The sequence below is a fragment of the Amycolatopsis sp. NBC_01307 genome, assembly GCF_035975215.1.
Lineage (GTDB): Bacteria > Actinomycetota > Actinomycetes > Mycobacteriales > Pseudonocardiaceae > Amycolatopsis.
Genome location: NZ_CP108403.1, coordinates 3,406,647 through 3,430,257, shown reverse-complemented (window position 1 = coordinate 3,430,257; position 23,611 = coordinate 3,406,647). Strand labels below are relative to the sequence as shown.

The window sequence follows — 23,611 nt, the reverse complement described above, 5'->3', positions numbered from 1 at the left end:
ACCACGAACGTACTAGGCGAGGCTCGCCTAAGTTAGGTTAGGGTTCCCTGAACGTTACCGGAGTGTGCGAGGGAGCGACATGACTGCAGAGGCCGGCGAACAGGTCCCGATCTACGACGTCGTCGGGGTGGGTTTCGGACCTTCGAACCTGGCCCTCGCGATCGCGCTGGCCGAGCACAACGCCGGCGCGGGGAAGCCGGTGACCGCGCACTTCCTGGAGCGGCAACCCCGCTTCGGCTGGCACCGCGGGATGCTGATCGACACCGCGACGATGCAGGTCTCCTTCCTCAAGGACCTGGTCACCATGCGGAACCCGACCAGCGAGTTCACCTTCCTCAACTACCTGCACGCCGCCGGGCGGCTGGTGGACTTCATCAACCACAAGAACCTCTTCCCGCTGCGGGTCGAGTTCCACGACTACTTCGAGTGGGCGGCCGCGAAGGTCGACGACGTCGTCTCGTACGGCACCGAAGTCGTGTCCGTGAAGCCGGTCTACGACGGTGCGGAGGTCGAGTTCTTCGACGTCCAGATCTCCGACGGCACCTCGCTGCGGGCCCGGAACCTGGTCATGGGCACCGGGTTGCGGGCGCAGCTGCCCGAAGGCGTCACCGCGGGCGAGCGGATCTGGCACAACAGCGAGCTGCTCTTCCGCGTCGAACGCCTGCGCGGCACCGAGCCGAAGCGGTTCGTCGTGGTCGGCGCCGGGCAGAGCGCCGCCGAAGTCGCGGCCCTGCTGCACGACGAGTTCCCGCACACCGAGATCTGCGCGGTGTTCGCGCGCTACGGCTACAGCCCGGCCGACGACAGCTCGTTCGCCAACCGGATCTTCGACCCGGAGGCCGTCGACCAGTTCTACGGCGCGGGTGAGCCGGTCAAGGACCGCCTGATGCGCTACCACGGCGCGACGAACTACTCCGCCGTCGACGTCGAGCTGATCGACGAGCTCTACCGCCGCGTCTACCGCGAGAAGGTGCTGGGCGTGGAGCGGCTGCGGCTGTTCAACGTCTCCCGCCCGGTCGAGGTGACCGACACCGGCGCGGCCGTCTCGGCGACGGTCGAGTCGCTCACGACGGGCGAGCGCACGGTGCTGGAAGCCGACGCCGTCGTCTACGCGACCGGCTACCGCCCCGCCGACCCGACGCCGCTGCTCGGCGAGCTGGGTCCGCAGTGCGCGCGGGACGACGAGGGCCGGCTGCGTGTCGAGCGCGACTACCGGATCACGACGGAACCCGCCCTGCGCGGCGGCATCTACCTGCAGGGCGGGACCGAGCACACGCACGGCATCACGTCGTCGCTGCTGTCCAACACCGCGGTGCGGGTGGGCGAGATCCTGCAGTCCATTGTGGACCGCAGGGTGGTTGCGGCGCCGGAGGGGGAGTACGCGGTCAGCGCGCGGTGAGCTGCTCCCGGAGGATGTCGCCGTGCCCGGCGTGGCGGGCGAAGTCCTCGATCAGCAGCAGGTAGACGAACCGGAGGTTGACCTCGCCGAGGACGTCGTGGGTCCAGGTGTCGTCGAGGTCGAAGCGGGCCGCGATCTCGCGTGAGCGTGCGGCGGCCCGCTCGAACTCGGCGATCACGTCGTCGAGGGTTTCGCTGTCGGCGACGACGAAACTGGCGTCGCCGGGGGTCGTGGGCCCGTCGCAGTCGGCCTCGTCGAGGCCCAGCAGCAGGAGCTGGAACCAGCGGCGTTCGGCCATCGCGGCGTGCTTGACGAGGCCGATCGGCGTGGTCGACGACGCGACGAGCCGCGTCCGGACGTCGGTGTCGGACAGGCCGCGCGCGGTGTCGGCGACCGCGCGGCGGTTGCGGTCCATCGTCGCCTCCAGCAGGAGACGCTCGGATCCGGTGGTGATTTCGGGCAGCACGAACATGGCTCTGCTTCCTGGAGGGGAGTGGCCGGACGGTCCTCGGGGACGTGACGTCCGGAACCGAGGAGGGCCGCGCCCAGGATAGCGCCGGTTCTACGGTGCCGGGTGGTGGCGGCTGATCGGGATCACCATCGGCGTGCCGCTGATCGGGTCCGGGGTCACCTGGCAGCGGACGTCGAAGACCTCCTCGACCAGCTCCTCGGTGATCACCTCGACGGGCTTGCCCGCCGCCACGATCCGGCCCGCCTTCATGGCGATGACGTGGTCGGCGTAGCGGCACGCCTGAGGGAGGTCGTGCAGCACCATCACCACCGTGCGGCCCTCGTCGCGGTTGAGGTCGACGACCAGGTCGAGCACGTCGATCTGGTGCGCCAGGTCGAGGTAGGTCGTCGGCTCGTCCAGCAGCAGCACCGGCGTGCCCTGCGCGACGGCCATCGCGATCCACGCGCGCTGGCGCTGCCCGCCGGACAGCTCGTCGACGGGCCGGTCGGCCAGGTCGGTCAGCTCGGTGGCCGCCAGAGCGGCCCGCACCGCGCCTTCGTCCGAAGTGGACCACTGGCGCCACCAGCTCTGGTGCGGGGCGCGGCCGCGGCCGACGAGGTCGGCCACCGTCATGCCCTCCGGCGCCACCGGCGACTGCGGGAGGATGCCGAGGCGCTGGGCGACCTCGCGGGTCGGCAGGTCGTGGATCGACCGGCCGTCGAGGTACACCCCGCCCGCTTTCGGCGTCAACAGCCGGGCCAGGGTGCGCAGCAACGTCGACTTCCCGCAGGCGTTCGCGCCGATGATCGCCGTGATCTCACCCGGCGGGATGTCGAGGTCGAGGCCGTCGATGACCACCCGGTCGTCGTAGGCGACCCGGAGCTGCTCCACCCGCAGCGAGGGGGCGTCGGATGTCATGTGTCAGCCTCCGGAACCGGATCGGTTGGCCCTGGCCAGCAGCCAGAGCAGGAGCGGGGCGCCGAGGATGCCGGTGACGATGCCGACCGGCAGCGCGGACGCGGTGATCTCGCGCGCGATGATGTCGCTGCCCAGCACCACGACCGCGCCGGTGAGCGCGGACGCCGTGATCGGTGGCGACGAGAGCCGCGCGAGCCGTTGCGCGATCTGCGGTGCCGTCAGGGCGACGAACGAGATCGGGCCCGCGGACGCCGTCGCGAACGCGACCAGGCCGGCGCCGGAGAGCAGCAGGCCCAGCCGCACCGGCTGCACCGGTGTGCCGAGCCCGGCCGCGACCTCGTCGCCGAGCAGCAGCGTGCTCATCCATCGCGACAGCGCCAGCACCACCGGCAGCAGCACGCAGAGCGCGCACAGCAACGGGATGACGTGCTCCCAGCCGCGGTTGGCGAGGTTGCCGACCATCCAGCCGATCGCCGCCTGCGCCTCGGTGATCTGCGCGCGGCTGAGCAGGTAGTCGGTCAGGCTGGTGCACATCGCGAAGATCCCGATGCCCACCAGCAGGATCCGGTAGCCGGTGGTGCCGCGCCGCCAGGCGAGCGCGTACACCAGCACCGCCGTGAACAGCCCGCCGAACAGGCCCAGCGTCGTCGTGCCGAGACCGCCGCCGAAGCCGAACGCGATCCCGGCGACGACGGCGGTGGCCGCGCCCGCGTTGATGCCGATCATGTCCGGGCTGGCCAGCGGGTTGCGCGTGATGGTCTGGAACACCGCGCCGGACGCGCCGAACGCGATCCCGGCCAGCAGTCCGGTGAGCGCCCGGGGCAGCCGCAGTTCCTGCACGATGTAGCCGTTTCCGCTGTCGCTGCCGCCGAAGAGGCCGGACAGGACGTCGGACACGCTCATCGGGACGTCGCCGATCGTCATGCCGACGCAGAACAGCACGAACGTCAGCACGGCGAGCACGAGGCAGACGATCAGCAGCCGCGGCCGGAACCGGCCCGACACCGGCGGTGTCGTGAGCCGGAAGGTGCGTCGCGCTTGGAGCAAGGCCATGTCAGGTCTCCACGAGCTTGCGCCGGCGAACCAGGTAGATGAAGAACGGCGCGCCGAGGAACGCGACGATCACGCCGGCCCGGATCTCGCTGGGCCGCGCCAGGATCCGGCCGAGGATGTCGGCGGCCAGCAGCAGGCACGGCGCGAGCACCGCGGTGTAGGGCAGCAGCCAGCGGTGGTCCGGGCCGATGACGAACCGCACCGCGTGCGGGACGATCAGGCCGAGGAAGACGATCGGCCCGGCGACGGCGACGGCCGCACCGGTCAGCAGGGTGATCGCGAGTGCGCCGCGCAGCCGCAGCGGGCCGAGCTTGCGGCCCAGCGCGATCGCGACGTCGTCGCCGAGGGCGAGGCTGTTCAGCGCCGGGCCGCTCGCGATCGCCAGCACCACGCCGATCACGAGGAACGGCAGGACCTGCAGCAGCGCGCTGCTGTCGACGCCGGCCAGCGAACCCGCCGACCAGAAGCGGTAGCGGTTGAGCGCCACCGGGTCCGACAGCACCATCGCGCTGGTGAACGAGGCGAGCAACGCCGTGACGGCGGCGCCGGCGAGCGCGAGCTTGACCGGGCTCGACCCGGCACGGCCGCGGGTGCTGAGGAAGTAGACGACGGTCGTCGCGGCCAGCGCACCGGCGAAGGCGAACCAGATGTAGCCGTAGGCCGAGCTGACGCCGAGCACGGTGATCGAGAACACGATGGCGAACGCGGCCCCGGCGCTGACGCCGAGCAGGCCCGGGTCGGCCAGCGGGTTGCGGGTCAGCGCCTGCATCACGCAGCCCGCGAGCCCGAGACCGGCGCCCACCAGCACCGCGAGGAGCGTCCGCGGCATCCGGACACTGTGGATGATCACGGCGTCGGCGGAGCCGTCGTTGTGCCACAGCACCTGCCAGACGGCGCCGAACGAGATCTCCTTCGACCCCAGCCAGATGCTCAGCAGGCACAGCAGAACGAGGACCGCGAGGGCGGCGAGGAACCCGATCGCGCGGCCCGTGTGTGGCGGGCGTCGCGTGAGAGCGATACCTCCGGGGTCTGTTCGCACCGCACCTCCGACTGGTACCAATTTTAGGTAAGGCTAACCGATGGTACAGGAGTGCATCCTCACCCTCGGTTTGTTAGGTTCACCTAAGTTCGCGCCCCGTTCGGGGCGCCGCAAGCAGCGGGAGGCTGGTCTACCGGTGAGCAACGGTGACGCTGTGCAGCAGGTCGCGGACCTCGGGTTCTGGCGTGATCGCCTCGCGTCGGCGCCGAAGGAACTGCCGCTGCCGGTCGACCGGCCCTACCCCGCGGAGCCGGCGCCGCCGCGCGACCGGCTGACCCGGGAGCTGCCGCTGTCGCTGGGCGACGACGCGGACCTGCTCGTGCTGTCGGCCTTCGTCGTCCTGCTGCACCGGTACACCGGCACGGCCGACGTCGTGCTCGGCATCGGCTCGCTGGTTCCGCTGCGCGTCGACCTGGGCGGCGCGCCCGGCTTCGACGACATCGTCGCGCGCGTGCGGGCGGCTCGCGAGGAGGCCGTGGCGCACGAGGTGCCGTTCGACGACCTGGTCGGCGAGCTGCAGCCAGAACGCGGTCGTGGCGGCTCGGTGCTGGTCAACGTCGGCTTCGCCGCCGAGACGACCTTGCCGCTCGACCTGGTGGTCGACCTCGGTGACGGCGTCCTCGAGGCGCGCTACCGCGGCGACGTCCTCGAAGAGTCCACTGTGGACCGCATGCTCGGCCACCTCGAACACCTCCTCGTCGCCGCGCTGGAACGTCCACAGTGGCCGGTCGCGCGGCTCGACCTGGTGCCGGAGCCGGAACTGCGCCGGATGCTCGACGACTGGAACGCCACCGACCTCGACACGCCGCTGTCGACGCTGCCGGAGCTGTTCGCCGCCCGCGTACGTGAGGCGCCAGGCTCCGTCGCGCTGGTCTTCGAGGACGTCGAGATCACCTACGCCGAGCTGGACGCGCGGGCGAACCGGCTCGCGCACGTCCTCATCGGCCGCGGCGCCGGGCCCGAGCGCGTGGTCGCGCTGGCCGTGCCGCGGTCGGTCGAGATGATCGTGGCGGAGCTGGCCGTCCTCAAGGCCGGCGCCGCCTACCTGCCGCTCGACCAGGACTACCCGGCCGAGCGGATCACGTTCATGGTCGCCGACGCCGGCCCGGTGTGCGTGGTGACGACGAGCGAACTGGCCGACCGGTTCGACGGCGACGTCCTCCTGCTCGACGAGACGTCCCTGGCCGACGCGCCGGCGACGGACCCGGGCGCGGCGATCGTCCCGGCCAACGCGGCCTACGTCATCTACACGTCCGGCTCCACCGGGCGGCCCAAGGGCGTCGTCGTGTCGCACGCGGGTGTCGCGAAGCTGGTCGCGACCCAGACCCAGCGGTTCGGGATCGGTCCGCGGAGCCGGGTGCTGCAGTTCGCGTCGCCGAGTTTCGACGTCGCGTTCTGGGACCTCTGCCTCGGGCTGCTGTCGGGCGGACGGCTCGTGGTCGTCCCGGCCGAGCGGCGCGTCCCCGGCCCGGAGCTGGCCGACTACGCGAACGCGCACGGCGTCGACTTCATGATCCTGCCGCCCGCGCTGCTCGCCGAGTTCCCCGAAGACTGCGACCTGCCCCGCGACAGCGTCCTGCTCGCCGGCACCGAGCGCGTCTCACCCGAACTGGTCCGGCGGTGGGCGCCGGGCCGGCGGATGTTCAACGCCTACGGCCCGACCGAGGCCACGACCAACTCGACGCTCGGGCTCTGCGACCCGGAGATCACGCCGGGCTCGGCCGTCCCGATCGGCGTCCCGGACCCCGGCACCCGCGCGTACGTGCTCGATGCGTTCCTCGCGCCGGTCCCGGTCGGCGTGGTGGGGGAGCTGTACCTCGCCGGCTCCGGCTTGGCGCGTGGCTACCTGGGCCGCGCCGGGCTGACGTCGGAGCGGTTCGTGGCCGACCCGTTCGGTTCGGGCGGACGGCTCTACCGCACCGGTGACCTGGTGAAATGGCTGCCGGACGGCCGTCTCGTGTTCCTGGGCCGGGCCGACGACCAGGTCAAGATCCGCGGCTACCGCATCGAACTCGGCGAGATCGAGTCCGTGCTGGCCGAGCACCCGCGCGTCGGCCAGTCGGTCGTCGTCGCGCAGGACGGGCAGCTCGTCGCCTACGCCGTGCCGGTCCCGGACCGCGCGGCCGAGCAGGGCCACGTCGCCGAGTGGCACGACGTCCACGAGGAGATGCTCGCCGGCTCCACCGGCATCGAGGAGAACTTCGCCGGCTGGAACTCCAGCTACGACGGCTCGGACATCCCCCTCGACGAGATGCGCGAGTGGCACGCGGCGACCGTCGAACGCATCCGCGCGCTGCGGCCGAAGCGGGTCCTCGAGATCGGCGTCGGCAGCGGGCTCATCCTCTCCCGGATTGCCCCGGACGCCGAAACCTACTGGGGCGTCGACCTTTCCGAGAGCGCCGTCGAGAACGTGCGGCGCGAGGTCGCCGCGATGCCGGAGCTGGCGGGCAAGGTCCACCTCGCCGCGCGGCCCGCGCACGACCTCGGCGAGCTGCCGGACGAGCCGTTCGACACCGTGATCGTCAACTCGGTCGCCCAGTACTTCCCGAGCGCGGACTACCTCGCCGACGTCGTCCGGACCGCCGCCGGGTTCCTCGCCCCGGGCGGCACGATCTTCCTCGGCGACATCCGCAACCTCCGCTCGCTGCGCGCGTTCCGGACCGCCGTCGAGCTGCGGCACGACCGCGGTGACGTCGCCGCCGTGGACCAGGCGATCGCCCGCGAAGGCGAACTCGTCCTCGATCCCGACTTCTTCCCGGCCCTCGCCCGCGGGCTCGACGGCTTCGAGGACGTCGACCTGTGGGCCAAGCGCGGCGACGCGCACAACGAGCTGACGCGGCACCGCTACGACGTCGTCCTGCGCAAGGCGCCACGGCCGTCGCCGGCCGAGGAGCAGGTCATCGCGTTCGGCGATCTCGCTGCGGTGGAAGGGTTCCTGACCGCCGAGACGCCGGAGCGGCTGCGCGTCACCGGCGTGCCGGACGCGCGGCTGTCCGGCGAGCTGGCCGCCGTTCGCGCCCTCGACGAAGGTGACCCGGCGGCGGTGCGGGCCTTGGACGTGCGTGACGGCGTCGACCCGGAGGACCTGCACCAGCTCGCCGAGCAGGCCGGCTACCGCGTCGCGGTCACGCCCGCGTCGGCCGGCGAGCTGGAGGCCGTCTTCAGCCGGTCGGCACCGGACGCGGCCTACCGGCCGGTGCGGAGCACGGGGGCCCCGGGGTCGAACGCCAACAACCCGGCCGCCCGGCGCGAGACCGGCGCGCTGGTGGCGTCGCTGCGGTCGCACGTGCGGGACCGGCTGCCGCAGTACATGGTGCCCACGGCGTTCGTCGTGCTCGACAAGCTGCCGGTCTTGGCCTCCGGCAAGCTCGACCGCAAGGCCCTCCCGGCGCCGGAGCGGTTCACCGCCGGGCCGGGCCGCGCGCCCCGCAACCCCGTCGAGCAGCTGCTGTGCGAGCTGTTCGCCGACGTCCTCGGCGTGCCGCGGGTCGGCCCGGACGACGACTTCTTCGCCCTCGGCGGGCATTCCTTGATGGCCACGCGGCTGATCCAGCGGATCCGCGCGGCCGTCGGCGCCGACATCCCGGTGCGCGCGGTCTTCGACGCGCCGACCGTGGCCGCCCTCGCGGACCTCCTGGCCGGTGCCGCGTCGGGCACCGAACGACGTCCGCTCGAACGCTTCGAGGAACGGCCGGAGCGGCTCCCGCTGTCGTTCGCGCAGCAGCGGCTGTGGTTCCTGCACGGTCTCGAAGGCGGGTCGGCGACCTACAACGTCCCGCTCGTCATGCGGCTGTCCGGTGAGCTGGACGTCGAGGCGCTGCGGACCGCGTTGCACGACGTCCTCGGCCGCCACGAAGCACTGCGGACGGTGTTCCCGGTCGCGGACGGCGTGGCCTACCAGCACGTTCTGCCCGACAGCGAGGTCGACCTGGCGGTGCGGACGGTCGCCGAGTCCGCGGTGGACTCCATTGTGGACGCTCTCGTGCGCGAGGTCTTCGAGCTCGGCGCCGGGGTGCCCGTCCGTGCCGAGCTGCTGACGATCGACCCGCGCCGGCACGTCCTCGTGCTCGTCGTGCACCACATCGCCGCCGACGGCTGGTCGCTGTCGCCGCTGTGGCGTGACATCGCCACGGCGTACGGCGCCCGCCGGCAGGGCGAAGATCCACAGTGGACGCCGTTGCCGGTCCAGTACGCCGACTACACCCTCTGGCAACGCGAACTCCTCGCCACCGAGGAGACCGCCCAGCTCGACTACTGGCGCGCGACCCTGCGCGACCTGCCCGAGCGGATCAGCCTCCCGCTCGACCGGCCGCACCCGGCGGTGTCCGCCTACCGCGGCGGGTTCTTCACCTTCGCTTGGGACGCCGGCCTCCAGGCCGGGCTCGGCGACCTGGCGCGCGCGTGCGGCGCCAGCCCGTTCATGGTCGTCCACGCGGGCCTGACCGCGCTGCTGTCGCGGCTCGGCGGCGGCACCGACATCCCGGTCGGCACACCCATCGCCGGCCGGTCCGACCAAGCCCTCGACGACCTCGTCGGCTTCTTCGTCAACACCCTCGTCCTGCGCGTCGACACCGGCGGCGACCCGACGTTCCGCGACCTCGTCGCGCGCGTCCGGGAGCGCAGCCTCGACGCCTACGCCCACCAGGACGTTCCGTTCGAGCGGCTCGTCGAGGCGCTCAACCCGGCGCGGTCACTGGCGCACCACCCGCTGTTCCAGACCATGCTGGCCTGGCAGAACACCCCCGGCTCCGGCGTCGAGCTGCCCGGGCTGACGGTGACCGAGCAGCCTGTCGGCACCGGCACCGCGAAGTTCGACCTCTGGTTCTCCCTGACCGAGCACGCCGACGGCATCACCGGCCAGGCCGAGTTCAACGCCGAGGTCTTCGACCGCTCCACTGTGGACGCGCTGCTCGCGCGCCTGGAAGTCCTGCTGCGCCAGGTGGTCTCGGCCCCGGACCGCCGGCTCGGGTCGCTGGACGTGCTGACTGAGGCGGAGCGCGACGGACTGGACGCCGTCTGGTCCGGCGCCGTCGAGGACGTCCCCGCGATCACCGTGCCTGAGCTGTTCGCCGCGCAGGTCGCGCGGACACCGGACCACCCGGCCCTGGTCTTCGAGGACGACCGGCTCACCTACGCCGAGCTGGACGCCGCGTCGAACCGCCTGGCCCAGGCCCTCGTCGCACGCGGCGCGGGACCCGAGAAGGTGGTCGCGCTCGCACTTCCGCGCTCGACGCACCTGGTCACGGCCATTCTCGCCGTGCTCAAGGCGGGCGCCGCTTACCTGCCGCTCGACCCCGGCTACCCGGCCGAGCGGATCGCCTTCATGCTCGAAGACGCCCAGCCGACCTTGGTACTGGCCACGACGGAGACCGCTGTCCCCGGCGCGCTGCTGCTGGACGAGCCCGTGACGGCGGCCGGGTTCCCGGCCAAGGCCCCGGACGTCGCGCTCCGGCCGGAGAACCCGGCCTACGTCATCTACACCTCCGGCTCGACGGGCCGGCCCAAGGGCGTCGTCGTGCCGCACGCGGGCATCGTCAACCGCCTGCTGTGGATGCAGCACGAATACGGCCTGACCGGCGACGACCGGGTGCTGCAGAAGACGCCGTCCAGCTTCGACGTCTCGGTCTGGGAGTTCCTCTGGCCGCTGCTCACCGGCGCCACCGAGGTCGTGGCCCGGCCCGACGGCCACAAGGACCCGGCCTACCTCGCGCGGCTGATCCGCGAGCACGACGTCACGACCGTCCACTTCGTCCCGTCGATGCTGCAGGTCTTCCTGCAGGAGCCGGCCGCGGGGGAGTGCACGAGCCTGCGGCGGGTGCTGTGCAGTGGTGAGGCGCTGCCGCCCGAGGCCGTCGCGCGGTTCGGGCAGGTCCTGGCCGCCGAGCTGCACAACCTCTACGGCCCCACCGAAGCCTCGGTCGACGTCACGTCCTGGCGCACCTCGTCCGACGAGACGACCGTCCCGATCGGACGTCCGGTGTGGAACACCCGCACGTACGTCCTCGACGCGGCACTGCGACCGGTCCCGCCGGGCACACCCGGTGAGCTGTACCTCGCCGGGGTCCAGCTCGCCCGCGGCTACCTGGGACGTCCCGGGTTGAGCGCCGAGCGGTTCATCGCCTCGCCGTTCGAGCCGGGGGAGCGGATGTACCGCACCGGCGACGTCGCCCGGTTCCGCGCCGACGGTGTGCTGGAGTTCCTCGGCCGCGGCGACGAGCAGATCAAGATCCGCGGCTTCCGCGTCGAACCGGGCGAGATCGCCGCGACGCTCGCCGCGCACGACGACGTCGCCCACGCCGTCGTCGTCGCCCGCGAGGACCGGCCGGGCGACGTCCGGCTGGTCGGGTACGTCGTGCCCGCCGAAACCCCCGCGTCGGCCACGGACGAGACCGAGCAGGTCGGCGAGTGGCGCGAGCTGTACGACTCGATGTACTCCGGCGCCACCGACGAGTTCGAAGGCTGGAACTCCAGCTACACCGGCGAGCCGATTCCGCGCGACGAGATGCGCGAGTGGCGCGACGCCATCGTCACGCGGATCCGCGAGACGCGGCCGCGGCGCGTGCTGGAACTCGGCGTCGGCACCGGCCTGCTGCTGACCGAGCTGGCCCCGCACTGCGAGTCGTACTGGGGCACGGACTTCTCGGCCGAGGTCATCGCGTCCCTCGGTGACCGGGTCGCGGCCGACCCCGCGCTCGCGGACTACGTCGAGCTGCGCACCGGCGACGCCGCCGACGTCTCCGGCCTGCCGACCGGGTACTTCGACACGATCGTGCTCAACTCGGTCGTCCAGTACTTCCCCAGCGGGACGTACTTGGTCGATGTGCTGCGGAAGGCGCTCGGTCTCCTCGCCCCGGGCGGGACCGTGTTCGTCGGCGACGTCCGCGACCTGCGTCAGGTCCGGGCGTTTCACACCGAGGTCGCCCGGCAGCGCGGGGGAGACGTCGAGCAGGCGCTGTTGCGGGAGAAGGAACTCCTGGTCGCTCCGGAGTTCTTCGCCGGGCTTGAGGGCGTCACGGCGGACATCCGCGTCAAGCGCGGGCGTGGCGTCAACGAACTCACCCAGTTCCGCTACGACGTCGTGCTCCACACTTCGCCCATCGAAGCGCCGACGGTTAGGACATTGACCTGGGGCAACGAAGTGTCCTCAGTGGACGACGTCGTGCTCGACGGTGGTGTCCGGATCAACGGCGTGCCGAACGGGCGCACCACCGACGGCGTCAATCCGCAGGACTGGTACGACCTGGGCGACGCCCACGGCTACACCACGGCCGTCACCTGGTCGGCCGAAGGTGACGGCTCGGTCGACGTCGTGTTCACGACCGGCTCGGTCGCGGGTGCCTTCCGGCCCGGAAGCGAGCCGCTGCTGTCCTACACCGGCAACCCCGGCCGCTTCCGCCGGATCAGCACCCTGTCCGCCGACCTCCGCGCGCTGGCTGCCGAGAGCCTGCCCGAGCACATGGTCCCGTCGGCGATCGTCGTGCTCGACGCGCTCCCGGTGACGGCCAACGGCAAGCTCGACCGCCGCGCCCTGCCCTCGCCGGACCCTGTGGCGCCGACATCCGACCGCGAGCCGCGCACGCCCGTCGAACGGCAGCTGTGCGAACTGTTCGCCGACGTCCTGGGCCTGCCGCGCGTCGGCCCGGACGACAGCTTCTTCACCCTCGGCGGCCACTCGCTGCTGGCCACCCGGCTCATCGCCCGCATCCGCACGACCCTGAATGCCGAGCTGGAAGTCCGGTCGGTGTTCGAGACGCCGACCGCCGCGGGCCTGGCCGAGCTGGTCTCCGCCGGCAGCGGACCCGCCCGGCCACCGCTGGTCCCGGTGGACCGGCCGGCGCTGGTCCCGCTGTCGGGCGCCCAGCAGCGGCTGTGGTTCCTGCACCACCTCGAAGGCCCTTCGGCCACCTACAACGTGCCGCTGATCATGCGCCTCGACGGCGACCTGGACGTCGACGCGCTGCGGGCCGCGCTATCCGACGTGGTCGAGCGCCACGAGGCGCTGCGGACCCGGTTCCCGCAGCACGACGGCGTGCCCTACCAGGACATCCTCCCGCCGTCCGCGGTCGACCTGCCGGTCCGTGAGGTCACCGACCTCGACAGCGCCCTGACCGGTCTCGTCCGGGGCTCGTTCGACCTCGAACAGCACGCGCCGATGCGCGCGGAACTGCTGCGACTCGACGACGGCGAGCACGTGCTGGCCCTCGTGTTCCACCACATCGCCTCCGACGGCTGGTCGATGGCGCCCCTGTGGCGTGACATCGCGGCGGCCTACACCGCGCGCCGCGCCGGCGAGCGTCCCGGGTGGACGCCGCTGCCGGTGCAGTACGCGGACTACACGCTGTGGCAGCAGAACCTGCTCGGCCGCGAGGACGACCCGGACAGCGTCCTGTCCGCCCAGCTCGACTACTGGCGCGACACCCTCGACGGCCTGCCCGACCGGATCGAGCTGCCCCTCGACCGGCCGCACCCGTCCACCGCGACCTTCCGCGGCGAACTGCACACCTTCACCTGGGACGCCGACCTCCACAGCGGACTGTCCACTGTGGCCCGCGAGTGCGGTGCCAGTGTGTTCATGGTCGTGCACGCGGCCCTCGCCGCGCTGCTGACGCGGCTGGGCGCGGGCCCGGACGTCCCGATCGGCTCACCCATCGCCGGGCGCACCGACCAGGCCCTCGACGACCTCGTCGGGTTCTTCGTCAACACCCTGGTGCTGCGCGTCGACACCGCGGGCGAGCCGACGTTCCGCGACCTGGTCGGCCGCGTCCGCGAGCGCAACCTCGACGCGTACGCCCACCAGGACGTCCCGTTCGAGCGCCTGGTCGAGATCCTCAACCCGGCGCGTTCGCTGTCGTACCACCCGCTGTTCCAGGTGATGATCGCCGGGCAGAACAACACCCGCGCCGAGGTCACCCTGCCCGGTCTGACCGTCACCGAGATCCCGGTGACCACCGGGACGTCGAAGTTCGACCTCTCGATTTCGCTGACCGAGCGCGAAGCCGGGATCGACGGCGTCCTGGAGTTCAACGCGGACGTCTTCGACCACCCGGGTGCCGACGCCATCCTGCGCCGTCTCGAAGTCCTGCTGCGCGCGGCCCTGGCCGAGCCCGACCGTGCGGTCGGCGCCCTGGACCTCCTCGAAGGCGACGAACGCGATCTGGTGCTGACCCAGTGGGCGGGCAGCCTCGAACCCGCGGGCACGGAGACGTTCCCCGGGATGTTCGCCCAGCGGGTCCGGGAGGCCCCGGACGCGGTGGCGCTGGTATTCGAGGACGTCGAGCTGACCTACGCCGACCTCGACGTGCGGGCCAACCAGCTCGCGCACCTGCTGATCGAGCGCGGGGCCGGGCTCGAGAAGGTCGTCGCGCTGGCCGTGCCGCGGTCGGTCGAGATGATCGTCGCGGAGCTGGCCGTGCTCAAGGCGGGTGCTGCCTACCTGCCGGTCGACGTCGACTACCCGGGTGACCGGATCGCGTTCATGGTCTCCGACGCCAAGCCGGTGTGCGTGGTGACCACGCGCGAGATCGACGGCAAGCTGCCCGCCGACGTGCCGCGCGTCTTCCTGGACGACCCGGCGCTCACTTCGATGTCCACTGTGGACCCGGCCGTGGCGGTGATACCCGAGAACGCGGCGTACGTGATCTACACGTCCGGCTCGTCCGGCCGTCCCAAGGGCGTTGTGCTGCAGCACTCCGGCGTCGCGAAGCTCGTCGCGACGCAGGTCGAGCGGTTCGGGATCGGCCCGCACAGCCGCGTGCTGCAGTTCGCGTCGCCGAGCTTCGACGTCGCCTTCTGGGACCTCTGCCTCGGCCTGCTCTCCGGCGGCCGCCTGATCGTCGTCCCGGCCGAGCGCCGGGTCGCCGGACCCGCGCTGACCGAGTACGCGCACGAGCACGGCGCGGACTTCATGATCCTCCCGCCCGCGCTGCTCGACGCGATGCCGGCGGACTGCGACCTGCCGCGCGACAGCGTCCTGCTCGCGGGCACCGAGCGCGTGTCGCCGGAGCTGATCCGACGCTGGGCGCCGGGCCGGCGGATGTTCAACGCCTACGGCCCGACCGAGGCGACCACCAACTCGACGCTCGGCGAGAGCGACCCGGTCGAACTCGCCGACGCGACCGTCGTGCCCATCGGCATCCCCGACCCGGGGACGCGGGCGTACGTCCTCGACGCCGGACTGCGGCCGGTCCCGCCGGGCGTGGTGGGGGAGCTGTACCTCGCCGGCTCCGGCCTGGCCCGCGGGTACCTGGGCCGTGCAGGGCTGACGTCGGAGCGATTCGTCGCCGACCCGTTCGGTTCGGGCGGGCGGCTCTACCGGACCGGTGACCTGGTGAAATGGCTGCCGGACGGCCGTCTCGTCTTCCTGGGCCGGGCCGACGACCAGGTCAAGATCCGCGGTTACCGCATCGAACCGGGTGAGATCGAAGCCGTCATCACCGAGCACCCGGCCGTCGCGCAGTCCGTCGTGCTGGCCCAGGACGGGCGGCTCATCGCCTACGCCGTCCCGGCCGCGAGCCGCGACGAAGAAGCCGAGCTGGACCACGTCGGCGAGTGGCGCGAACTGCACGAGAACGTCTTCGACGACGCCGCGTCCGGCGGCCTGGAGGAGAACTTCACCGGGTGGAACTCCAGTTACGACGGCTCGGAGATCCCCCTCGGCGAGATGCGCGAGTGGCACGCGGCGACGATCGAGCGCATCCAGGCGCTGCGGCCGAAGCGCGTGCTCGAGATCGGCGTCGGCAGTGGGCTCATTCTCTCCCGGATCGCGCCGGACGCCGAGGCGTACTGGGGCGTCGACCTGTCCGAGAAGGCGATCGCCAACCTGCGCCGCGAGCTGGCCGGACGCCCCGACCTGGCGGGCAAGGTGCACGTCGCGGCCCGGCCGGCGCACGACCTCGGCGAGTTGCCGGACGAGCAGTTCGACACCGTGATCGTCAACTCCGTCGCGCAGTACTTCCCGAGCGTCGACTACCTCGCCGAGGTCATCCGGACCGCCGCCGCGCGCGTCCGGCCCGGTGGCGTGCTCTTCCTCGGCGACATCCGCAACCTGCGCTCGCTGCGGGCGTTCCGCACGGCGACCGAGCTGCGGCACGGCCGCCGGAGCGTCGCCGCGGTCGACCAGGCCGTCGCGCGTGACGGCGAACTCGTCCTCGACCCGGACTTCTTCACCGCGGTGGCCCGCGAGCTGGACGGCTTCGACGACGTCGACCTGTGGTTCAAGCGCGGCCACGCGCACAACGAGCTGACCCGGCACCGCTACGACGTCGTCCTGCGGAAGGCGCCGAAACCGGCTCCGGTCGACGAGCAGGTCGTCACGTTCGAGTTCGTCGCGGAGCTGGAGCGGCTGCTGACCGAGGGTCCGGCCCGGCTGCGCGTCACCGGGGTGCCGAACGCCCGCCTGTCCGGCGAGCTGGCCGCCGTCGCCGCGCTGGCCGCGGGCGACGCGGACGCGGCGTTGTCCGCTTTGGATGGTGAGCCGTCCGGTGTGGACCCCGAGACGTTGCAGGAACTGGGCTCGCGTCTGGGTTATCGGGTGTACCCGACCGTTACGGCGCAGGAGGGCGCGCTGGAGGTCGTGTTCACCACCGGCGACCCGGTGCGGATCCATCGCGCCCGCCCGGTGCGGGCCTCGCTCGGCACCCTGGGCAATCACCCGGCGGGCCAGCGCGACACGAGTGCGCTGGTGGCGGCGCTGCGGGCGCACGTCCGCGACCGGCTGCCGCAGTACATGGTGCCGTCGGCGTTCGTCGTGCTGGACCGGCTGCCGCTGCTCGCCTCCGGCAAGCTCGACCGGCGTGCGCTGCCGAGCCCGGACAAGCAGGAAGCCACCGCCGGACGCGCCCCGCGCACCCCGGTCGAGGAAGTCCTGTGCGGCCTCTTCGCTGAGGTAGTCAACACTGTCGCCATCGGCGTCGACGACGACTTCTTCGCCCTCGGCGGCCACTCGCTGATGGCGACGCGGCTGGTCGCGCGGCTGCGCGCGGTGTTCGGCGTCGAGCTGCAGGTGCGGTCGGTGTTCGAGACGCCGACCGTGGCCGGGCTCGCCGCCCTGCTGTCCACACTGGACTCGTCGGTCGCCCGGCCCGCCCTCGTGCGCGCCGACCCGCGGCCCGACCTCTTGCCGCTGTCGTTCGCCCAGCAGCGGCTGTGGTTCCTGCACCGGCTGGAAGGTCCGTCGGCGACGTACAACATGCCGACCGCGGTCCGGCTCACCGGCGACCTCGACGTCACCGCCCTGCAGGCCGCACTGTCCGACGTCGTCGAGCGGCACGAAGCCCTGCGGACCGTGTTCCCGGAGATCGACGGCGAAGCCCGCCAGCTGATCCTCGACGACGTCGAGATCCCGCTGCACACCCGCGACGTCACCGAAGCGAACCTCGCCGACGCGGTGTCCGAAGTGGCCCGGACGGTGTTCGAGCTGGAGTCGGAAGTCCCGTTGCGCGCGGAGCTGCTGCGGCTGGGTGCCCGGGAACACGTCCTGGCGCTGGTCTTCCACCACATCGCCTCGGACGGCTGGTCGACCGCGCCGCTGTGGCGCGACCTCGCCACGGCCTACACCGCCCGCCGTGCCGGCGAACGTCCCGAGTGGACGCCATTGCCGGTGCAGTACGCGGACTACACGCTGTGGCAGCGCGACGTCCTCGGCGAGCAGGTCATCGAACCGCAGCTGGCCTACTGGCGCGAGACGCTCGCGGACCTGCCGGAACGCATCGAGCTGCCGACTGACCGGCCGCACCCGGCGGAAACGTCCTACCAGGGCGAACAGTTCTCGTTCGGCTGGGACGCCGACCTCCACAGCGGACTCGTCGACCTGGCCCGCGCGTGCGGCGCCAGCGTGTTCATGGTCGTGCACGCCGGCCTCACCGCCGTCCTGACGCGGCTCGGCGCGGGCACCGACGTCCCGATCGGCACGTCCATCGCCGGCCGCACCGACCAGGCCCTCGACTACCTCGTCGGGTTCTTCGTCAACACCCTGGTCCTGCGCGTCGGCACCGACGGCGACCCGTCGTTCCGCGACCTCGTCGCCCGGGTGCGCGACCGCAGCCTCGACGCCTACGCGCACCAGGACGTCCCGTTCGAACGCCTGGTGGAGGTGCTCAACCCGGTCCGCTCGCTGGCGTACGCGCCGCTGTTCCAGACGATGCTCGCTTGGCAGAACAACGCCGTCGCCGACCTCGGGCTGCCGGGCCTGACCGTGGAGGAGGAGCCGGTCCGCACCGGCACCGCCCGCGCCGACCTGACGCTCTTCGTCGGCGAGCGGCCCGGCAACCAGACCGGGATCCGCGGCACCGCCGAGTACAACAGCGACGTCTTCGACCGCTCCGGCGTCGAAGCGATCCTGGGGCGGCTCCGCGCGTTGCTGCGCGCGGCCGTCGCCGACCCGGACACCCGGATCGGCGCGATCGACCTGCTCACCGACGCCGAGCACGAGCAGCTCGGCCACGCCGAGATCGCCACGCCACTCCCGGCCGGGACGACGGCCGGGCTGTTCGCCGCCCAGGTGGCCCGCACCCCGGACGCCACGGCGCTGATCTTCGGCACGCAGCACCTGACCTACGCCGACCTGGACGCCCGGGCGACGGCGTTTGCCCGTGCGCTGCTCGCACGGGGTGCCGGGCCGGAGCGGGTCGTGGCCGTCGCGCTCCCGCGGTCGGTCGAGTTGGTGACCGCGCTCCTGGCGGTCCTGAAGACCGGCGCCGCCTACCTCCCGCTGGACCTGAATCACCCGGCCGAGCGTGTCGAGCTGATGCTCACCGACGCGGCACCGCACCTGGTCGTCGCCCACGACGGGTTCGGCAATCGCCTGGTGCGGCCCGACGAGACCGCGGCGGAACCGGCCGCGTGGCCGGAGATCAGGCCGGACAATCCGGCGTACGTGATCTTCACGTCCGGCTCGACCGGACGGCCGAAGGCGGTCGCGGGCACCCAGCTGGCGCTGGCCAACCGGCTGCACTGGGGTCGGGACCTCGCCCCGGGCGTGCGCGTGGCGAAGAGCGCGTTGACGTTCATCGACGGCTCGACCGAGCTGCTCGGCGGGCTCGTCGCGGGCGAGCCGGTGGTCCTCGCCGACGACGTGACGGCCACCGACCCGCACGCCCTCGCCGAACTGGTGCGCCGCAGCGGCGCCCAGGTGCTGACCGTGGTGCCCAGCCTGCTCGACACCTTCGTGGAAGACGTGGAAGACACCGCCGTCGATTCGGTCACGACCTGGATCACCAGCGGTGAGCCGCTTTCCGCGGCGCTGGCCGAGAAGGTGGCCCGGCGCTGGCCGTCGGCGAAGCTGGTGAACCTGTACGGCTGCTCGGAAGTCGCGGGCGACAGCCTGGCGCAGGTCTGCGGGCCTGTGGCCATCGGACGGCCCGTCGCGAACACCCGCGCGCACGTCCTCGACGCCGCGTTGCGGCCGGTGCCGCCGGGCGTGCGGGGCGAGCTGTACCTGGCCGGGGCCGGGCTCGCCCGGGGCTACCTCGGCCGTCCCGCGTTGAGCGCGGAACGGTTCGTGGCCTCGCCATTCGAGCCGGGGGAGCGGATGTACCGCACCGGCGACCTCGTCCGGCGACGTCCGGACGGCGCGCTGGAGTTCCTCGGCCGCGCCGACCAGCAGATCAAGATCCGCGGCTTCCGCGTCGAGCCGGGCGAGGTCGAAGCCGTGCTGACGGCCGACCCGTCGGTGGCCCGCGCGGTCGTGATCGCCCGCGAGAACCGCCTCGTGGCCTACGTCGTGGGCGACCGCCCCGACCCGGCGGCCCTGCGGACCCTGGCCGCCGCGCGGCTGCCGGAGTACCTCGTGCCCTCGGCGATCGTCGTGCTGCCGGAACTGCCGGTGAACGCCAACGGCAAGCTCGACCGCCGCGCCCTCCCGGCCCCGGAGGCCCGCACCACCGGCCGCGCCGCGCGGACCCCGGCCGAGCAGGCGCTGTGCGCACTCTTCGCCGACGTCCTCGGCGTCGGGTCGGTCGGTCCCGACGACGGGTTCTTCACCCTCGGCGGCCACTCGCTGCTGGCGACGCGCCTGGTCAGCCGCATCCGCGCGCTGCTCGGCGTCGAGGTGCCGATCCGGGCGGTGTTCGACGCGCCGACCCCGGCCCGGCTCGCCGAGCTGCTCGATCCCGGCCGCAGCAGCCGTCCGGCGCTGGTGCCGGTGTCGCGGCCGGAGGTCCTGCCGCTGTCGTTCGCCCAGCAGCGCCTGTGGTTCCTCGATCGCCTGGACGGCCTGTCCGCGACCTACAACATCCCGTGGGCGTGGGAGCTGACCGGCCCGGTCGACGCCGACGCGCTGCGGGCGGCGCTCGGCGACGTCGTGGCCCGCCACGAAATCCTCCGGACGGTCCTCGCCGAGGACCACGGCACGCCGCGGCAGATCGTGCTGAACGCCGGCGACGAACGCGCCCGCCCGGTGCTGGTCACCGAGACGGTGGCCGAAGCGGACCTCGCGGACAGCGTCGTCGCGGCGGCGTCGTACTGCTTCACCCTCGACGCCGAGATCCCGGTGCGGGCCACGCTCGTCTCCGCCGGGCCGGAGCGGCACGTGTTCGTGCTGCTGGTGCACCACATCGCGGGCGACGGCTGGTCACTCCCGCCGCTGAAGCGCGACCTGGACACCGCGTACGCCGCCCGTCGGCGCGGTGAGCGTCCACAGTGGACGCCGTTGCCGGTGCAGTACGCCGACTACACGCTGTGGCAGCGCGAGATGTTCGGCCGTGCCGACGACCCGGACAGCCTGCTCGGCCGGCAAGCGGCGTTCTGGCGCGACACCCTCGCCGGCATCCCGGACGAGCTGGCCCTCCCGGCGGACCGGCCCCGCCCGGCGCGCTCGACCAACCGCGGCGCGGCGGTGCCGTTCACCGTGTCCGGCGAGGTGCACCGCGGCCTGCGCGACCTCGCCCACGGCAGCGACACCAGCACGTTCATGGTCCTGCAGGCGGCGCTGGCCGCGTTGCTGACCCGGCTCGGCGCGGGCACCGACATCCCGCTCGGCACCCCGGTGGCCGGCCGGATGGACCACGCACTGGAGGACCTGGCCGGGTTCTTCGTCAACACGCTCGTGCTGCGCACGGACACCGAGGGCGACCCGACGTTCCGCGAGCTGCTCGCCCGGGTCCGCGAGGCCGACCTGGCCGCGTACGCCCACCAGGACCTGCCGTTCGAGCACCTCGTCGAGCTGCTCAACCCGGCCCGGTCCCTGGCCCGGCACCCGCTGTTCCAGGTCATGCTCGCGGTCTACCACTCGGGTTCCGAGCCGGAAAAGCTGCTCGGGCTCGACGCGGCCTACCGCGACACCGGGCTGCGGCAGGCGAAGTTCGACCTGTCGTTCGACCTGGTCGAAACGCCCGACGGCATCGAGGGCGACCTCGAGTTCAGCCTCGACCTGTTCGACGAGCCGACCGCCCGGACGCTCACCGAGCGCCTGGTGCGGCTGATGAGCGCCGTCGTCGCCGACCCGGACCGGCCGCTGAGCCGGATCGACGTCCTGGAACCGCTTGAGCGGCAACGGATCCTCGGCGAGTGGGGCACCGGCGCGCCGGTGACCACGGCGGCGCCGACGGTCGTCGACCGGCTGGCCGCGCAGGTGGCGGCGACCCCGGACGCGACGGCGCTGAGCGACGCGCACGAGAGCGTCACCTTCCGCGAGTTCGCCGCGCGGACCGACCGGCTGGCTCGCCGGCTGGCGGCGCACGGTGCCGGGCCCGAGCGGGTGGTGGCCCTGGTGCTGCCGCGCTCGGCGGCGGTCGTCGAGGCGATCTTCGGCGTGTTCAAGTCGGGCGCGGCGTACCTGCCGGTGGACCCGGACCAGCCGGCGGACCGGATCGCGGCGGTCCTCGCCGACTCCGGTGCGACGCTGGTCCTGACCAGCCGATCTCTCGGGTCTCGCATCCCGGGGGAGGGGGTGTTGTTCGTCGAGGACATTGTGGACAGTGCGGCTCAGCTGATCCCGCCGGCACCCGCGAACCCGGCGTACGTGCTGTACACGTCCGGTTCGACGGGCAAGCCCAAGGGCGTCGTCATCCCGCACTCCGGGCTGGTGAACCTGTTCCACAGCCACCGCGAGACGCTCTACCGCCTGGCCGTCGCCGCGGCGGGCGGACGGGCGCTGCGGATCGGGCACGCGTGGGCGTTCTTCTTCGACGCGTCATGGCAGCCCCAGCTGTGGATGCTGGACGGCCACGAGGTGCACGTCGTCGACGACGACACCCGCCGCGACCCGGACCGCCTCGCCGCGGTGGTGCGCGAGCGCGGCCTCGACTTCCTCGAGCTGACGCCGTCACACTTCGCGCAGCTGGCGGCGGCCGGGGTGGTCGAGGACGGTTCGTGCGCCCTGGGCGTGGTCGGTGTGGGTGGTGAGGCGGTTTCCCAGTCGCTGTGGGAAGAGCTGCGGTCGTTCCCGGGCACCGAGGCGTACAACCTGTACGGCCCGACGGAGGCCACCGTGGACGCCCTGGTCGGCCGGGTCGCGGACAGCGAGCGGCCGGTGGTCGGCCGTCCGGTGCACAACGCCCGGGCCTACGTCCTCGACGGCGGGCTCACCCCGGTCCCGGCCGGCGTGCCCGGCGAGCTGTACCTGGCCGGCGCCGGGCTCGCCCGCGGCTACCACGACCGGCCCGCGCTCACCGCGGACCGGTTCGTCGCGGACCCGTTCGGGCCGCCGGGGGAGCGGATGTACCGCACCGGCGACCTGGTGCGCTGGCGCCCGGACGGCCAGCTCGAGTACCTCGGCCGCACCGACGACCAGGTGAAGGTCCGCGGCTTCCGGATCGAGCCGGGCGAGATCGAGACGGCGCTGACCCGGCACGACGACGTCGGCCAGGCGCTCGTGATCGTCCGCGAGGACCGGCCGGGGGACAAGCGGCTGGTCGCGTACACGACACCGGCGTCCGCGGATCCCCGGCGGCTGCGGGAGTTCGTGGCCCGCACGCTGCCGGAGTACATGGTGCCCGCGGCGATCGTCCCGCTGGACGCGTTCCCCGTGACGCGCAACGGGAAGCTCGACAAAGCGGCCCTGCCGGTGCCGGAGCTGGAGGCCCGCGGCCGGGCCCCGGAGACGCCGCTGGAGAAGACCCTCTGCGAGGTGTTCGCGGAGGTCCTGGACGTCGGCACGGTCGGTGCCGACGACGACCTGTTCGCCCTCGGCGGCCATTCGATGCTGCTGGTGGTCCTGCGCAACCGGATCACCGAACGGACCGGGACCGAGCTCCCGATCGCCGAGTTCTTCCGCACCCCCACCGCGGCCGGGCTGGCCGCCCTGCTGACCGAGACACATACCGAGACGCGAGGAAACTGATGCACCGCACCCTGATGAACGCCAAGATCCACCGCGCCACGGTGACCCAGGCCGACCTGCACTACGTCGGCTCCCTGACCATCGACGCGGACCTGATGGCCGCCGCGGACATCGTCGAAGGCGAGCAGGTCCAGATCGTCGACATCACCAACGGCGCCCGCCTGGAGACCTACGCGATCACCGGCGAGCCCGGGACCGGCGTGATCGGGATCAACGGCGCGGCCGCGCACCTGGTGCACCCCGGCGACCTGGTCATCATCATCACCTACGCCCAGGTCCACGAGACCGAGCGCGCCGGGCACCGGCCGCGGGTGGTGCACGTCGACGCCGACAACCGCCAGGTCCACCTGGGACACGACCCCGCCGAGCCGGTTCCTGGCGCGGAAGCCCAGTTGTCCGGTCGGAAGTGACGCAGGTGGGCGTGGACACAGGTAGGCCACGGCGGTTGCGTTAGACAGGCTCGCCTAAATAAGG

At 72.6% G+C, this 23,611-nt stretch carries 7 protein-coding genes; 3 read left to right on the top strand and 4 right to left on the bottom strand.

All coding sequences use genetic code 11. The annotated features are described in order from the left end of the window. Positions 1-79: 79 nt before the first annotated feature. Entirely contained in the window at positions 80-1,399 is a 1,320-nt protein-coding gene (locus OG439_RS14195; RefSeq protein ID WP_326949820.1) for a lysine N(6)-hydroxylase/L-ornithine N(5)-oxygenase family protein, read from the top strand. Here OG439_RS14195 and OG439_RS14190 read toward each other — a convergent pair. From OG439_RS14190 to OG439_RS14175, 4 genes are all read right to left on the bottom strand, one after another. Continuing rightward, positions 1,386-1,871, bottom strand: coding sequence for a DinB family protein (locus OG439_RS14190; protein WP_326949819.1), 486 nt, complete (start codon positions 1,869-1,871; stop codon positions 1,386-1,388). The two genes, OG439_RS14195 and OG439_RS14190, sit on opposite strands and share 14 nt — an antisense overlap. Before the next feature lie 90 nt (positions 1,872-1,961). Next, positions 1,962-2,768, bottom strand: a complete 807-nt coding sequence (locus tag OG439_RS14185) for an ABC transporter ATP-binding protein (protein ID WP_326949818.1) — start codon at positions 2,766-2,768, stop codon at positions 1,962-1,964. A 3-nt stretch (positions 2,769-2,771) separates the two neighbouring features. Further along, complete coding sequence (locus OG439_RS14180; protein ID WP_326949817.1) at positions 2,772-3,821, bottom strand: FecCD family ABC transporter permease; 1,050 nt, start codon at positions 3,819-3,821, stop codon at positions 2,772-2,774. A gap of 1 nt (position 3,822) precedes the next feature. Beyond that, on the bottom strand, positions 3,823-4,860 hold the full coding sequence (locus OG439_RS14175) for a FecCD family ABC transporter permease (RefSeq protein ID WP_326949816.1): 1,038 nt from the start codon (positions 4,858-4,860) through the stop codon (positions 3,823-3,825). Positions 4,861-4,996: 136 nt separating this feature from the next. Between OG439_RS14175 and OG439_RS14170 the strand changes: the two genes are divergently transcribed. Both OG439_RS14170 and panD read left to right on the top strand, forming a co-directional pair. Beyond that, the gene (locus tag OG439_RS14170; protein ID WP_442792333.1) at positions 4,997-23,137 is read left to right on the top strand and encodes a non-ribosomal peptide synthase/polyketide synthase; all 18,141 of its coding nucleotides are present in this window, start codon (positions 4,997-4,999) and stop codon (positions 23,135-23,137) included. Further along, positions 23,137-23,547, top strand: a complete 411-nt coding sequence (gene panD / locus OG439_RS14165) for an aspartate 1-decarboxylase (RefSeq protein ID WP_326949814.1) — start codon at positions 23,137-23,139, stop codon at positions 23,545-23,547. Before OG439_RS14170 ends, panD begins: the two co-directional genes overlap by 1 nt. The last annotated feature ends 64 nt before the right edge of the window (positions 23,548-23,611 follow it).